Origin of the sequence: Bradyrhizobium sp. CCBAU 11357, from assembly GCF_028128865.1 — a bacterium.
Taxonomy (GTDB): Bacteria; Pseudomonadota; Alphaproteobacteria; order Rhizobiales; family Xanthobacteraceae; genus Bradyrhizobium.
This window is the reverse complement of sequence record NZ_LBJW01000108.1, coordinates 157,850-171,864: the sequence shown is the minus strand read 5'-3', so window position 1 is coordinate 171,864 and position 14,015 is coordinate 157,850. Positions and strand designations below refer to the sequence as shown.

Genomic DNA, 14,015 nt, shown 5'->3' with positions numbered 1-14,015 from the left:
TTCGCGGATCGACCGCATTTTAGCAATCAAGGGTCGCGCTTACGCCTTCAACTCGACCGTCTTGAACTCCGCCGGCAGGATCACCTCCAGCAGCTCCACGTCGTCCGAATAGTCCAGGATCATGTGCCTGATCTTCGGCGGCTGGGTCCAGGCGCTGCCTTGCTCCATCAAGGTCTCGCCCTGCCCGTCCATATAGGTCTTCACCCAGCCCTTGAGCACGTAGACCATCTGGAATTCGACGTCGTGATAGTGGAGCTTGGAGACCTCGGCCGGATTGCAGGGGCCTTGCAAGCGGATCACATGCGCCTGCGCGAGGCCATGGGTCGCCTCGGCGATGCCGAGATCGCGGTACTTCGCGTAGGCGCGCAAGCCGTCGGCCTTGAAGTCTTCCTCGCGGTGATGGCTGACGGCGATGCGCTGCTTCGGCCGTGCGGCCTTCTTCGGCGCGGCGGTGCGCGCCTTCGCCTTCACGGCCTTGCGTGCAGAGGATCGCGCCGCCGCCTTGGCGCCGCTCCGCTTCTTCACTGCGGTCTTCATTGCGGGTCTTGATGCCTTTTGCTTGGCCATTGTCTGCCTCCCTGTTCTGAGCCGCGCCCGTCGCGCCGGTGTGGCCCGAACGCCAGACTACCCAGTCCCGGGCGAGGCAGCAATTGCGGGCTGATTGTGCTGAGTAGCGCCGCATCTGCGCTTACCCTCCCCTGGAGGGGTCCGGGACGAGCGTAGCTCGCCCGTGGTCGATCGCGCGAAGCGCGAGCGGGGTGGGGTGATCTCTCCACTCGGACACTGTTCGACGTCGAGAGACCGTCACCCCACCCCGTCTCACATTTCGCTCCGCTCAATGTGAGCCGACCCTCCCCCTCCAGGGAGGGTAAGAGGCTGTTGGCCAATCACGCGATCTCCGCATCGATCGTAGCTTGCCCCAGGCTGTCGTGGCGAGCGGCCGTCGTCTCGTCTTCGTTCTCGCGCTGAACTAGTCTCGCCCGGGACATCCGGGGAATGATTCATGGGCAGCAATGTCGGTCAGCGTGCATTTCAAAATGCCCGGCTTCAGAAACGGCAGAAGGCCGAATTGCTGCCCTTGCTCGGGCAAGCGCTCGAACTGCACAAGAAGGGACGCCTGCCCGAGGCCAAGGCTACCTATCGCCAGCTCCTGCAGATCGCGCCCAATCAATTCATCGCGCTGCATATGCTCGGCGCCTTGGAGTCCGATGCTGGGAATTATCAGCAGGCCGAAATCCTGCTGAGCCGGGCGGTTGCCGCGGATCCGCGATCGGCCGAAGCTCATATGACCCTCGGCGTCGCGCTGAACGGGCTGAAACGCCACGCCGAGGCCCGCGAGAATTATCGCAAGGCCCTCGCCTTGCGGCCCAACTATGCCCTGGCCCTGTCCAACCTCGGCAACGCGAGCGCAGCCCTTGATCGCTACCAGGAAGCCCTCGAAAGCTACGATCGGGCACTCGCCATCGACAGCAACCTGGCCGAAGCCCACAACGGCCGCGGCTCTGCGCTCTGCCGTCTGCGCAACTACGACGAGGCTCTCGCAAGCCTGAACCGCGCGCTCGCGATCAAGCCCGACTATACGGCGGCGCTGGCGAACCGCGCCGTTGCCCTCCGGGAACTGCAGCGGTTTGACGAGGCCATGGCGGATTGCAATCGGGCAATCGCCCTCGCCCCTGACGACGTGAACGGATGGCTCTGGCGCGCCAATGTCCTGCTCCAGACCCAGCAGATGGCCCAGGCATTGGCCGATTGCGAAAAGGCGCTCGCGATCGCGCCCGATTCCGATCAGGCTCACCTGGTGCTGGGACTCTGTCTTGCCGGGCTCGGCCGGGTCGACGAAGCGCTCGCCAGTTTCGACAGAGCCCTCGACATCCGGCCGGACCTCGAGAGCGCGATCTCCAGCAAGATCTTCACGCTCGACTTCGTGCCGGACGCCAGCGTCGCGCAGCATCAGCAGGCGCGACGCGTGTGGTGGGAGCGGATCGGCGCGAAACTCGCGTCAGAAGCGGCGGCACCGCATGACAACAGCCGCGATCCGGATCGCCGCCTGGTGCTCGGCTACGTCTCGTCGGACTTCAACGCGCATTCGGCTGCGTTCATTTTCAAGCCCGTCCTGCAACACCATGATCGGGCCCGGTTCGAGATCGTGTGCTATTCGTGCTCGTCGAAAGTGGACGCGACGACACGCGAATTTCAAGCCATCGCCGATCGCTGGCGTGATGCCTCGCAATGGAGCGACGATCGCCTTGCCGCCCAGATTCGCGACGATCGCATCGATATCCTGATCGATCTGTCCGGCCATACCAGAGGAAACCGCCTCGGCGTATTTGCGCGCAAGCCGGCACCGATCCAGGCCCACGGCTGGGGGCACGGCACCGGCACCGGGCTGCCCACGATCGACTATCTGTTCTCGGATCCGGTCGGGATTCCCTTGGCGGTTCGGCATCTGTTTGCAGAGACGGTCGTCGACCTGCCGTGCTTCGTGACCCTGGCGCCGCTGCCGGCCGGAATTGCGCAGGGCAAGACGCCGGCGCTCTCGAACGGCTTCGTCACATTCGGTGTATTCAACCGCATCAGCAAGATCTCGGACGAGGCAGCGGCAGTCTGGTCCAGGATTCTCGAGCGGGTGCCGGGCTCGCGACTGCTGATCAAGGACGTTGCGCTCGACGATCAACTGGTCCGCGACAAGCTGCTGGCGCGATTTGCGGCGTGCCGATTGCCGGCCGAACGCATCGATCTGCTCGGGGCCACGTTGCGGGACGAGCATCTGGCATTGTTCAATCGTATCGACATTGCCCTCGATCCGTTCCCACAGAACGGCGGCGTCAGCACATGGGAAGCCCTGCAGATGGGCGTGCCCGTGGTGGCGAAGCTGGGGAGCAGCCTGCCCGGCCGCGCTGCCGGCGCCATCCTCACCGCGCTTGGCCTGCCGGACTGGGTCGCCGACAGCGAGGAGGCCTATGTCGAGATCGCCGCCAGCCGTGCGGCTGAGATTGACGAGCTCGACCAATTGCGCCGCGAACTGCCCACAACGATCAACGCCGCAGCCGCGGGCAACCCCGTCTCATATGCGCAAGCGGTGGACGCGGCCTATCGCGCGATGTGGACGCGCTATTGCAGCGGCGTCTGATTGGGAGATCTCGTAGGGTGGGCAAAGCGGAGCGTGCCCACCGCTGCCAATCGCGGAGGGTTGGTGGGCACGGCGCGCGAAGTGCGCGCCTTTGCCCACCCTACGAGACTGACCTCAGCTCAATGCAGCCGGAACACGCCGTCGACGGCGCGAAGCTCGGCCGGCTTGATCAGCTTGCAATGCGCCACCGTGACCGAATGGAGGGGACCGTCGAGCTTCTCCTGCCAGAACGCCAGGAAGTCGGTCAGCGCGGGGAATTTCGGAAACATGTCGTAGTTCTGCCAGACATAGGTCTGCAGCAGCGAGGGATGATCCGGCATCCGATAGAGAATTTGTGCCGTCGTCAGCCCGTAGCCCAGCATCTGTTTCCGGAATTCCTCGGAAACGCCCCCAACGCGCAGTCCCATGCCAAACCTCCTTTGCAGGAGCGCATTTGCGGGGGTGGCCTGTCCGTGCCCCGGGAGCCACCCGGAAACGATGCGCTCACATGAGAGAAATGTGACGCAAACTGACAACTCATCTCAAGCCCAAAAGTTTAACAAGCTGTTGAAATTCAATGCTTTAGCAGCAGAGGCGACTCCGTGCTAATACGGCGTTCCAAGCGCCTCCAAGAGGCCTGCGCGGCTGGTTAACGATGGCAATGGGTTTCTGGCAGTCCGCACTATCGGCTGCCAATTTTTCTGCTACAAACCCTTGCCTCCGCAAAATTCCTGTCCTATTTCAGCGTCGCCCGTGCTAGCACTCACGGGCAACGATTGCTAACAATCTCAAAACCTCAACCCGAGCAATTGCTTAGGAGGACTGCATGAAATTCCGTCCGCTTCACGACCGCGTCGTGGTCAAGCGCATCGACGCCGAAGAGAAGACCGCTGGCGGCATCATCATTCCCGACACTGCCAAGGAAAAGCCCTCCCAGGGCGAAGTCGTCGCCGTTGGCCCCGGTGGCCGCGACGAAGCTGGCAAGCTGATCCCGATCGACCTGAAGGTCGGCGACCGCGTGCTGTTCGGCAAGTGGTCCGGCACCGAGGTCAAGATCGACGGCCAGGACCTGCTGATCATGAAGGAGAGCGACGTGATGGGCGTTCTCGAAGTCAGCGAGTCCAAGAAGAAGGCGGCTTAAGAGCCCCTCTCCCCCTCCAGTCAAACCTATCCAAGGAAAAATCCAGATGGCAGCCAAAGAAGTCAAATTCTCGGTTGAAGCGCGCGACAAGATGCTGCGCGGCGTCGACATCCTCGCCAATGCGGTGAAGGTCACGCTCGGTCCGAAGGGCCGCAACGTCGTGCTCGACAAGTCGTTCGGCGCTCCCCGCATCACCAAGGACGGCGTCACCGTCGCCAAGGAGATCGAGCTCGACGACAAGTTCGAGAACATGGGCGCGCAGATGGTGCGCGAAGTCGCCTCCAAGTCCGCTGACGCGGCCGGCGACGGCACCACCACCGCGACCGTGCTCGCGGCCGCGATCGTGAAGGAAGGCGCCAAGTCGGTCGCCGCCGGCATGAACCCGATGGACCTCAAGCGCGGTATCGACCTCGCGGTCGAAGCCGTCGTGGCGGACCTCGAGAAGAACTCGAAGAAGGTCACCTCGAACGACGAGATCGCCCAGGTCGGCACCATCTCCGCCAACGGCGATGCCGAGATCGGCAAGTTCCTCTCCGACGCCATGAAGAAGGTCGGCAACGAGGGTGTCATCACCGTCGAGGAAGCCAAGTCGCTCGAGACCGAGCTCGACGTCGTCGAGGGCATGCAGTTCGACCGCGGCTACATCTCGCCCTACTTCGTCACCAACGCCGACAAGATGCGCGTTGAGATGGACGACGCCTACATCCTCATCAACGAGAAGAAGCTCTCCTCGCTGAACGAGCTGCTGCCGCTGCTCGAGGCCGTGGTGCAGACCGGCAAGCCGCTGGTCATCGTCGCCGAGGACGTCGAAGGCGAAGCGCTCGCGACCCTCGTCGTGAACCGCCTGCGCGGCGGCCTGAAGGTCGCGGCCGTCAAGGCTCCGGGCTTCGGCGACCGCCGCAAGGCCATGCTGCAGGACATCGCGATCCTGACCGGCGGCCAGGCGATCTCGGAAGACCTCGGCATCAAGCTCGAGAACGTCACGCTGAACATGCTCCGTCGCGCCAAGACGGTGATGATCGACAAGGAGCACACCACGATCGTCAACGGCGCCGGCAAGAAGGCCGACATCGAGGCGCGCGTGGCCCAGATCAAGGCGCAGATCGAGGAGACCACCTCGGACTACGACCGTGAGAAGCTCCAGGAGCGTCTCGCCAAGCTCGCGGGCGGTGTCGCGGTGATCCGCGTCGGCGGCGCGACCGAGGTCGAGGTGAAGGAGCGCAAGGATCGCGTTGATGACGCGATGCATGCGACCCGCGCGGCCGTGGAAGAAGGCATCGTCCCGGGCGGCGGCGTCGCCCTGCTCCGTGCCTCCGAGCAGCTCAAGGGTCTGCGCACCAAGAACGACGACCAGAAGACCGGCGTCGAGATCGTGCGCAAGGCGCTGTCGGCTCCCGCTCGCCAGATCGCCATCAACGCCGGTGAAGACGGCTCGGTGATCGTCGGCAAGATCCTGGAGAACAAGGCCTACAATTACGGCTTCGACTCCCAGACCGGCGAATATGCCGACCTCGTCAAGAAGGGCATCATCGACCCGACCAAGGTGGTCCGTACCGCGATCCAGAACGCAGCCTCGGTGGCCGCGCTCCTGATCACCACGGAAGCCATGGTCGCCGAGCTGCCCAAGAAGGGCGGCGCCGGCCCCGCGATGCCCCCGGGCGGCGGCATGGGCGGCATGGACTTCTGAGTCTGGCCGTTCAGGCAAAGTCGAGACATGCGAAACCCCGGCAGCGATGCCGGGGTTTTTGTTTGGGGCAAACTCTTCCACTCGTCATTCCGGGGCGCGCCCTCTTGGGCGCGAGCCCGGAATCCATAACCACGAAAGTCAATTGGTTATCCCCGGATAGAGATCATCCCAGTTCGGATTCTGCTCCTCGATGAGTCGCGTCTTCCAGTCGCGTCGCCATTTCTTGAGCTCCTTCTCGCGTGCGATGGCCGTTGCAGGATCGTCGTAGATCTCGAACAAGACGAGCTTGTCGACGCCGTACTTGCTCGTGAAACCGGGAACGGCTTTCGTTCTGTGCTGATACACACGGCGCACGAGGTCGTTGGTCACGCCGATGTAGAGCGTGCCGTGCTTCTTATTGGCGAGGATGTAGACATAGTAGGCCATTCCCGTCCGCCTGTGGTTATGGATTCCGGGCTCGCGCCCAAGAGGGCGCGCCCCGGAATGACGGCTGGATAGAGAGGGGCGCACCAAGCGCTTCGCGCGCCCCGCAATGACGGCCCCCTCACTCCACCTTGCCCAACCGCTCGAAGCGCGGCTCGCCGTCCTCGTCGAGCGACCAGAAAATCCGCGTCACCTTGCCGATGAGATTGTCCATCGGCACGAAGCCGAATGTCGAGAGCATGCGGCTGTCGGTGGAATTGTCGCGGTTGTCGCCGAGCACGAAGAAGTGGCCCGGCGGCACCGTGAAGACGTTGGTGTTGTCGAGGGTGCCGTCGTCGGCGCAGTCGTAGGTCACATAGGACGCGCCGCTCGGCAGCGTCTCGCGGTAGCGCTTGACGGTCGCGCCGTCGTCCACGCCGCAGGCGGCGCCGGCAGGCGTCGCCTCCAGGGCGACGCGCGTCACCGGGCGGCCGTTGAGGACGAGGTGGCCCTGCCGCATCTGGATGCGGTCTCCGGGCAGGCCGACGACGCGCTTGACGTAGTCGACAGAACTATCCTTAGCAGTCCGGAACACGACGATGTCGCCATATTCGGGATCGGCGGCGAGGATGCGGCCCGAGATCCAGGACGGCGCGAACGGGAGGGAATAGCGGCCATAGCCGTAGGCATATTTCGCGGCAAAGACGTAGTCGCCGACCATCAGCGTCGGTGTCATCGAGCCGGAGGGGATGTTGAACGGCTGATACAGGACGAAGCGAAACAGGATCACCGGCGACCACAGCACCGGGATCATCAGGATCAGGACGACGATCGCCTTCCAGTCGCTGGATCGCGCCGCGGGGCGGATCGATTCCTGAAAAACGGTCATGTGCCTTCCCTGATCACAACGTTGCGGCCCCAAGATGACGCAACCTGCGAGCGCGCTCAATCCCCGGCGAACTCAAATTGGTCGCGCCGCGCGCCGATCGCGTTCATCGCAGACGGCGGCAACGCAGATGTGAAGGGCCGCCCGTGGGCGGCCCTTCGGTTCATGCGCTCTCGGGCGCCTTCAGGCGCACGAGCCGGGTCAAGAGCGCATCGAGGCCCTGGCCGTCACCGGCATGGAGGTCGATGCGGCCGACCTTCTCGACCAGCCGCTCCAGCGACTCCAGCTCCTTGAGCCGCAGCAGCAAGGGGTTCTCCTCCATCAGGCGGGCGGTGTTCAGGAGCGAACGCGTCGCCGCGGTCTCCTCCTGCCGGCGGATCAGGTTCGCCTTTGCGACCCGCTCCGCCTCCACCACCTTGTTCACCAGCTCCCGGATCTCGCCGGGCAGGATCACGTCCTTGACGCCGAGCTCGGTGACCTCCACGCCGGACTGTGCGACGCGTGCGCGCACATAGTCGCGCAGCTCCGCATCAAGCGCCGCCTTCGCCGACAGCACTTCGTCCAGCGTCCGGCTAGCTACCGCCTCGCGGATCGCGAACTGCACCAGGCGGTACAGCCACGCATCCACGTCGGGCACGGTCGCAACCGTGCGCTCGGGATCGACCACCTTACGGAACGCCGTCAGCGTCACCCGCAGCGCGATGCGATCCTTGGTCAGCATCTCCTGCGCGGTGATCTCGACCGCCTGGGGCCGCAGGTCGAGGCGCTTCACCTCGATCTTGCGGCCGACGGTCCAGAAGGCGTGCCGGCCGGGCGCGAGCCGCTCGGTGAGCCGGCCCTCGACGTAGAGCAGGCCCGCCTCGTGGTTCTCGACCACCGTCTCCGACGTCACGGCCGAACGGTTGCGCTCGATCATGGCCAGATGCCGCGCGCTGACCTTGGGATCAGCAGACACATCGATGCGCTCGACATCGATGCGGGTTGCGACCTTCCAGTAGACGCGCACCTGCCAGGGCGTCATCAGATGCACGGGCCGGCCGTCGAGGCTGACGATGGCGATCTCGTCCGCCTTGGTCTCGACCGCCTCGAACAGCTCGGCGGCAAGATCAGGCCGCGCGGCCTTCAGCACCGCGTAGGGCTCCGCAGAAAATTCGCTGCGGACCACGTCGAGCACCTCGGCCTTCAGCTCGTGCAGGGGATCGAACAGGCGATGCTTGCCGGGCGCGAGCACGCGCACGAGCTGCCCGTTGCGCGTCAGCAACGCACGCTCGCCATCCTTCACCGTCACGTTCAGCGTCAGCAAGTGCCAGCCCTTGTTCAAAGTCATGGCACGCCTCCTTCATTTGCGCCCGGCCGAATGCCGGACGACAGGTTTCGTTTGCAAAGGACTTGAGGACGCGGACGACGCTTCCCATGAAATCGGCGGGCCGGGGCTTGAGCTTGCACGATGACGGGCGCACGCGCGCGATCACGCGACTGATGTCGCGTGGCCATGCGGAGCCACCCGGCATCGGCGCAAGCGGTATCTACCCGCGGCGCAAAGCCGGTCTCACAGTGTCTAGGTTCGGACGAAAGCCTTTTGGGCAATGCGGCCGGACGGCGACTGAAGCGCGCGTCCGGTCCCCTTCAGAGGAATCAGCTTTTCAGGCTGAAACGGAGCGCTGGAGCGGGATTCGAACCCGCGACAGGATGAGTCACAATCATCTGCTCTACCAAACTGAGCTATCCTTTGTGCAAGAGACCGGAATCGAACCGATGCCTTCGGGTGTTCAACCCGACGCTCTCCATGAGCCACGTCCTGCGTTTCTCCTTCATTCGGCGGAACACGAAACCGGAAGCCGGCCCGCGCCAGTCGGGATCTCAGAGAGCCCGAACCCATGGCCTAGCGAAGGAGCGCGCTAATAAACGAAGCCTGTTCGGGTTGCAAGGGGCGGGCTCAAGATTTTTCGTCGCACCTTGCGCGCTGTGACGCGATCGTCACACCGAGACATCACCTCACCTGCGCGACATCCCCTGGAAACACGCCCTCACCCAATCGATCGTCACGCGCGTTGCGGCGTCGCGCTTGAGGTGGTTCTGCACCAAGAGCCAGACGTCGCGCCGCTTCGGCAGCAGCGTGGCGCGCAGGCGGCGATCGCCGAGCAGATCCGCGCAAACATATTCCGGCAACACGCCGGCGGCATGATGCGCGCGGATCAAATTGCGGATGACGCGAACGTTGTCGGTGACGCAGCGCGCGCGGGCTTTCTTCGTGCGCAGGAATTGCATCTCGGGAATGGCACCGAGCTCGTCCGGATAGACGCAGAGCATCGGCTCGCCTTCGATCCTTGCAGGCTCGAAATAGTAGAGCTTGATGTCGCCGACCCTGGAGATCGCGAAATCGCCCTTGTCGGGCTTGCGCAGCCGGATGGCGAGATCGGCCTCCCAGCGCGAGAATTTGACGTTGTCGCTCGAGGTGAGGAACTGCAACGTCAGGCCGGGATGAGCGCGCAGGAAGTCGCTCGCGCGCGGCGACAGCACCGCCTCAGCGACGGTGTTGGTGGAGGCGATGCGCAGACGTCCGACCGGACCTTCCAGGCTCTCGCTGAGGCGACCGATCTCGGCGGCATGTGCGGCCATCGCTTCGACATGCGCCAGCACCGCCTCGCAACTCCGCGTCGGCCGGCGGACGCCGTCGGCGGCCTCGAACAGACGCAAACCGAGCGCACGCTCGATGCGCGACAACCTGCGTCCGACCGTCGTCTCGTCGATGCGCAGCCGCGCGCTGGCGCCGGCGTAGGTGCCCTCGTCCCTGACGGCAGCGATGATGCGCAGATCGTCCCAGTTCATGGCGCGAGGCTATACCGGCCCCGAGCGGCCTGCAATATCGCAGCCACCCGCTGCAATATCCCTGCATATCGGCAGGCCTCCGCGGCGCTATGTTTCGTTCAGCTTTGCCCCGGAGATTTCCAAGACCATGACGACCGCGAAGACCCTGCTGCAGCTCGCCGGCGCCGATCTCACCCCGCCGCGCCTTGCCGACGCCGCGCTGGTGCTGATCGATATCCAGAACGAGTATCTCGAAGGTCCTCTCGCTTTGCCCGAGGCGAGACCTGCGATCGCGCGGGCGGCTGCGCTCCTGGCACGGGCTCGCGACAGCGGCGCCGCGATCTTCCATATTGCCCATCGCGGCAAGGCCGGCAGCCTATTCGATCGTGGCGCGGACCGCGGCGCCATCGTCGCCGAACTCAGCCCCCGGGCCGGCGAGCTGGTGATCGAGAAGGAGTTGCCGAATGCGTTCGCCGGCACTGATTTGCGGGCGCGCCTTGCCGAAACCGACAGGAAGAACATCGTGCTGGCCGGCTTCATGACGCATATGTGCGTCAGCTCCACCGCGCGCGCCGCGCTCGACCTCGGTTTTCGCACGACGATCGATGCCGATTCCTGCGCCACGCGCGACCTGCCGGACGGCCGCGGCGGCACGCTGGACGCTCGGACCATCCATGAAGTTGCGCTCGCCGAGCTATCCGACCGCTTCGCCATCATCGCGCGCGGCGATGCACTGAAATAATGGAGCAACGCGATGCTGCAACTCTATTTCTCGCCGATGGCCTGCTCGCTCGCGAGCCGCATCGCGCTGATGGAAGCAGGCCTCGATGCGCACTATCGTCTGGTGCATCTCAGGACCAAGCAGGTCGTGGACGACGACAGCGACTTCCGCGACGTAGCGCCGAAGGGGGCGGTGCCGGTCCTCGTGCTGGAGAACGGCGAACGACTGACGGAGAGCGCGGCGGTGCTGCAATATATCGCCGATCTGAAACCGGAGACGGGTCTTGCGCCGCGGTTCGGCGATCCCGATCGCTATCGCCTGCAGGAATGGCTGAGCTTCGTCGGAACCGAGATCCACAAGGCGTTCCTGTTTCCGACCTTCTGGTACAAGGACGACGGCTCGCTCGCCAAGCCGCGCGCAAGGATCGGACAGACCTTGTCGGTGCCGTCGGCGCATCTGGCGGGCCGCGAATTCCTCGTCGGCAACGGCTTCACCGTGGCAGATGCCCATCTCACCTGGGCTTTGCTGCTGCTCCGTCCGGCAGGGGTAGACATCACGCAATGGCCGCCGCTGGCGGCCTATCTCGAACGCATGCAGGCGCGGCCAGCCATCAAGGAAGCGATCGCGACCGAGATGGCCCTGCGCAAGACGCTTGCGGCGAGCCCGGCGTGACACGTCACTGGCACAGCGGTTGGCGATTGGGCTAGATCTTGCGACCGACGGCACGGCACGGGAACAAGATCATGCTATCGCACGACACGACGAGGATATTGACCGGCAAGGTCGCGCTGGTGACCGGTGCGGGACGCGGGCTCGGCCGCGCCTTCGCAGAGAAGCTTGCAGCGCTCGGCGCGGACGTTGCCGTCCATGGCATGCGCGAGAACGGGCCGGCGGAATATGGCGAGGGCACCACCCTCACGGCGGTGGCCGCAGAAATCGGTCAACAATTCGGCGTCCGCAGCCAGCGCGTGCTGGGCGATCTCACCAAGGGCGAGAATATCGCGCGCGTGATCGCCGAGACGGAAGCCGCGCTCGGGCCGATCGACATTCTCGTGCACAATGCCGGCGGCGACATCGCGGCCGCCGGAGGCAAACCCGATCCGAACGACGCGGTGAACATCAGCGAAGCCGACGTACGCGCGGTGCTGGAGCGCAATCTGCTGTCGACCATCCTGACCTGCCAGGCTGTCGCGAAGGGTATGATGGAGCGGCGGCGCGGGCGCATCGTCACGCTCGGCTCGGTCGCTGCTTTCAAGGGGCGCACCCAGGGCTCGATCTATGCGGTGTCGAAGGCCGGCGTCACCCATTACACGCGATGTCTGGCCGATCAGCTCCGTCCCTACGATATCGCCGTCAATTGCATCGCGCCTGGCGATACCCGCACCGGCCGTTTCCTCGGCACGCGCGCGGTGGACCCAGGCAGGATGGTCGAGACCGGCACGCTCGACCGGATCGCAACTGTCGACGAGGTCGCCCGGGTCGTCGAATTCTTCGCAGGTCCCATGGGCGCGTTCGTCTCCGGCCAAGTACTGAGGATCGATGGCGGTGGACAGTGCTGGCCGGGCTGACAGGTCGCGCAAAAAGAAAGGGCCGCTGCGAGCGGCCCTTTCGATCAACCGGGATCGGCGAAGATCACTCCACCCGCGCCAGCACGGCGAGCTTGCGGATGCCCTTGTTGCGGTAGGCGTCGAGGAACGCGTAATAGTCCTTGAACGACACGCAGCCGTTGGAATCGCCGTTCGGCCCGAGCATGAAGGTGTGAGCGAGCAGGCCGTCGCGGCCGTGGATCGCACTCTCGCCGCCGATCGGGGTCAGGCGCAGCGCCGGCACGCCGTGGAACAGCGCCTCGCGCGGCTTCAGGGTGTAGATGTGCGGCGGCGTCACGCCGCGCATGCGGATTTTCGAGGAGCGCGGATCGTCGAGATTGGAGCCGAGGCCGGAATGCGCCTCGAGCCTGGTGCCGTCGGGCAGATACACCGTCTTGGCGGTGATGTCGTAGACCGCGGTGTCGCGCTCATAAGGCGGCGCGCCGCCGAGCATGGGGTTCTGCTCCTTCGGCGCGATGGATGCCGTCACGCTGGCATCGGCCGAGGCGTAGGCGAGCAGTCCACCGGACGGCTCGCGCTTGCCCCAGAGCTTTTCGACCATCGACTGGCGCGGCGCGGTGATCGACAACACCGCGGCCTTGGCGCGATCGGCAAAGGATTTCGGTTTCGCTTCGGGCGTCGGCACGATCTCGGCCGGGTCGGCCGAAGCCAGCTGCATCTGGCCCTCCACCGCACGCTTGGCCTTGTCGGTGGTCTTGTCAGCGTTCTTGGCCGCCGGCTTCAGCGCGTCCGCGACCTTCGCGATCACGCTCTGCTTCGGGGCGTCCTTCGAAGTCTCCTTGGCGGCGGCAACCTGGGTTGCGGGTGCGCTTGCGGCATTCGACGGCACGCCTTGCGTCGCGGCCGCGGCAAAGCGCTCGTTGAACATCTCGCGGGAGATCGGAGCTGCGACCTGGAGCCGGTCGGGCAGCAGCGCGAAAGTTTCCTTGATGGCTTCGCCCGCCTCACGCAGTGCCACCCTGGGCGCGCGCTTGATCACCGGCTCGTCGTAGCCGATGCTGCCCACCGTCGGGTAGACGCTCGCGCCGAGGATGTTGCTGTGGATGGTCCAGCCGGCGCCCATCACGACGCAGCCGATCGCCGCGGCGCCAAGCCAATTGGTCGTGGTCATTTTCCGGGAAGATTTCCGCGAATTGTTCTTGGAGAAATTCTTGGACTTCCGTGCCGCGTTACTCTGCGCAGCGATACTCGTACTCATTCGCCTTGCGTCCAGGACGGTGTCACTCAGTCCCCCTTCGAAGCGCCGCTGGTCACGATCCGGGAACAGCATCTCGCAGAGGGTCGGAGCGTCATTAAGGCGACTTTTAGTTAAATGCGGATTAAGTTCGGGCGGATCTGGGGCAACTCGTTAACGTTGTCCCGTTTTGAGAAATAAGCCCGCAGAACTACGGACTTAGTCGGGTCTGTTAACCATAATTCTCGGCCGATTCAGCACGCTCTGCGGACGTCTTCGGCCACATCCATGACGCACTCAACAACGTCATTTTCGTGATCCTCAACTGCCCCCAAACCGTAATGCGCAAACGTTGCGTGAGGCTGGTGGAGCACGCGTCCGATAGGCCTCTTCCGCCGGCCATGCGGCACCGGCGCAGGCGCATGACGCGCCGCGCGATCTCAAGCGGCACGGCGCCGTGACTGAAAGTTGATCGCGTCG

The 14,015-nt window shown here is 64.6% G+C and carries 13 protein-coding genes and 2 tRNA genes; 6 read left to right on the top strand and 9 right to left on the bottom strand.

The genetic code is table 11. From position 1 onward, the window contains the following. Positions 1–39: 39 nt before the first annotated feature. Entirely contained in the window at positions 40–567 is a 528-nt protein-coding gene (locus XI05_RS27590) for a cupin domain-containing protein (protein WP_271507656.1), read from the bottom strand. A 436-nt stretch (positions 568–1,003) separates the two neighbouring features. Here XI05_RS27590 and XI05_RS27585 point away from each other — a divergent pair, with 436 nt between their 5' ends. Then, positions 1,004–3,130 (top strand): tetratricopeptide repeat protein, encoded by a 2,127-nt coding sequence (locus tag XI05_RS27585; RefSeq protein ID WP_271507653.1) that lies wholly within the window; start codon positions 1,004–1,006, stop codon positions 3,128–3,130. 119 nt (positions 3,131–3,249) lie between these two features. Here XI05_RS27585 and XI05_RS27580 read toward each other — a convergent pair whose 3' ends face one another. After that, complete coding sequence (locus XI05_RS27580; RefSeq protein ID WP_036029809.1) at positions 3,250–3,537, bottom strand: usg protein; 288 nt, start codon at positions 3,535–3,537, stop codon at positions 3,250–3,252. Positions 3,538–3,935: 398 nt separating this feature from the next. Here XI05_RS27580 and XI05_RS27575 point away from each other — a divergent pair, with 398 nt between their 5' ends. Further along, positions 3,936–4,250 carry a co-chaperone GroES gene (locus tag XI05_RS27575; protein WP_025037205.1) on the top strand — a complete coding sequence of 105 codons (315 nt, stop codon included), beginning with the start codon at positions 3,936–3,938 and terminating at the stop codon, positions 4,248–4,250. A 46-nt stretch (positions 4,251–4,296) separates the two neighbouring features. Next, positions 4,297–5,937 (top strand): chaperonin GroEL, encoded by a 1,641-nt coding sequence (gene groL / locus XI05_RS27570; RefSeq protein ID WP_271507651.1) that lies wholly within the window; start codon positions 4,297–4,299, stop codon positions 5,935–5,937. Positions 5,938–6,075: 138 nt separating this feature from the next. On the opposite strand, the gene XI05_RS27565 is transcribed toward groL, so the two are convergent. From XI05_RS27565 to XI05_RS27540, 6 genes are all read right to left on the bottom strand, one after another. After that, positions 6,076–6,363, bottom strand: coding sequence for a GIY-YIG nuclease family protein (locus XI05_RS27565; protein ID WP_271507648.1), 288 nt, complete (start codon positions 6,361–6,363; stop codon positions 6,076–6,078). Between the two features lie 118 nt (positions 6,364–6,481). Then, positions 6,482–7,228 (bottom strand): signal peptidase I, encoded by a 747-nt coding sequence (gene lepB, locus XI05_RS27560; protein ID WP_271507647.1) that lies wholly within the window; start codon positions 7,226–7,228, stop codon positions 6,482–6,484. 160 nt (positions 7,229–7,388) lie between these two features. Beyond that, positions 7,389–8,552 carry a slipin family protein gene (locus tag XI05_RS27555; protein WP_271507645.1) on the bottom strand — a complete coding sequence of 388 codons (1,164 nt, stop codon included), beginning with the start codon at positions 8,550–8,552 and terminating at the stop codon, positions 7,389–7,391. 335 nt (positions 8,553–8,887) lie between these two features. Then, a tRNA-His gene (locus XI05_RS27550) sits at positions 8,888–8,953 on the bottom strand. 4 nt (positions 8,954–8,957) lie between these two features. Beyond that, positions 8,958–9,027 (bottom strand) — tRNA-Phe (locus XI05_RS27545). A gap of 193 nt (positions 9,028–9,220) precedes the next feature. Further along, entirely contained in the window at positions 9,221–10,054 is an 834-nt protein-coding gene (locus XI05_RS27540) for a LysR family transcriptional regulator (RefSeq protein WP_271507644.1), read from the bottom strand. 127 nt (positions 10,055–10,181) lie between these two features. Here XI05_RS27540 and XI05_RS27535 point away from each other — a divergent pair, with 127 nt between their 5' ends. The 3 genes from XI05_RS27535 (at position 10,182) to XI05_RS27525 (ending at position 12,322) form a co-directional block, all read left to right on the top strand. Then, positions 10,182–10,775, top strand: a complete 594-nt coding sequence (locus XI05_RS27535) for a cysteine hydrolase family protein (RefSeq protein ID WP_271507643.1) — start codon at positions 10,182–10,184, stop codon at positions 10,773–10,775. 12 nt (positions 10,776–10,787) lie between these two features. Next, the gene (locus XI05_RS27530) at positions 10,788–11,426 is read left to right on the top strand and encodes a glutathione S-transferase N-terminal domain-containing protein (protein WP_271507641.1); all 639 of its coding nucleotides are present in this window, start codon (positions 10,788–10,790) and stop codon (positions 11,424–11,426) included. A gap of 71 nt (positions 11,427–11,497) precedes the next feature. Beyond that, entirely contained in the window at positions 11,498–12,322 is an 825-nt protein-coding gene (locus tag XI05_RS27525) for an SDR family NAD(P)-dependent oxidoreductase (protein WP_271507638.1), read from the top strand. A gap of 64 nt (positions 12,323–12,386) precedes the next feature. Here XI05_RS27525 and XI05_RS27520 read toward each other — a convergent pair whose 3' ends face one another. Further along, on the bottom strand, positions 12,387–13,472 hold the full coding sequence (locus tag XI05_RS27520; protein ID WP_271507635.1) for a tlde1 domain-containing protein: 1,086 nt from the start codon (positions 13,470–13,472) through the stop codon (positions 12,387–12,389). Positions 13,473–14,015: the final 543 nt, after the last annotated feature.

Coding starts and splice junctions, on each gene's coding strand:
- XI05_RS27590 (WP_271507656.1), bottom strand. CDS start 567: ATGGCCAAGCAAAAGGCATCAAGACCCGCAATGAAGACCGCAGTGAAG.
- XI05_RS27585 (WP_271507653.1), top strand. CDS start 1,004: ATGGGCAGCAATGTCGGTCAGCGTGCATTTCAAAATGCCCGGCTTCAG.
- XI05_RS27580 (WP_036029809.1), bottom strand. CDS start 3,537: ATGGGACTGCGCGTTGGGGGCGTTTCCGAGGAATTCCGGAAACAGATG.
- XI05_RS27575 (WP_025037205.1), top strand. CDS start 3,936: ATGAAATTCCGTCCGCTTCACGACCGCGTCGTGGTCAAGCGCATCGAC.
- groL (WP_271507651.1), top strand. CDS start 4,297: ATGGCAGCCAAAGAAGTCAAATTCTCGGTTGAAGCGCGCGACAAGATG.
- XI05_RS27565 (WP_271507648.1), bottom strand. CDS start 6,363: ATGGCCTACTATGTCTACATCCTCGCCAATAAGAAGCACGGCACGCTC.
- lepB (WP_271507647.1), bottom strand. CDS start 7,228: ATGACCGTTTTTCAGGAATCGATCCGCCCCGCGGCGCGATCCAGCGAC.
- XI05_RS27555 (WP_271507645.1), bottom strand. CDS start 8,552: ATGACTTTGAACAAGGGCTGGCACTTGCTGACGCTGAACGTGACGGTG.
- XI05_RS27540 (WP_271507644.1), bottom strand. CDS start 10,054: ATGAACTGGGACGATCTGCGCATCATCGCTGCCGTCAGGGACGAGGGC.
- XI05_RS27535 (WP_271507643.1), top strand. CDS start 10,182: ATGACGACCGCGAAGACCCTGCTGCAGCTCGCCGGCGCCGATCTCACC.
- XI05_RS27530 (WP_271507641.1), top strand. CDS start 10,788: ATGCTGCAACTCTATTTCTCGCCGATGGCCTGCTCGCTCGCGAGCCGC.
- XI05_RS27525 (WP_271507638.1), top strand. CDS start 11,498: ATGCTATCGCACGACACGACGAGGATATTGACCGGCAAGGTCGCGCTG.
- XI05_RS27520 (WP_271507635.1), bottom strand. CDS start 13,472: ATGACCACGACCAATTGGCTTGGCGCCGCGGCGATCGGCTGCGTCGTG.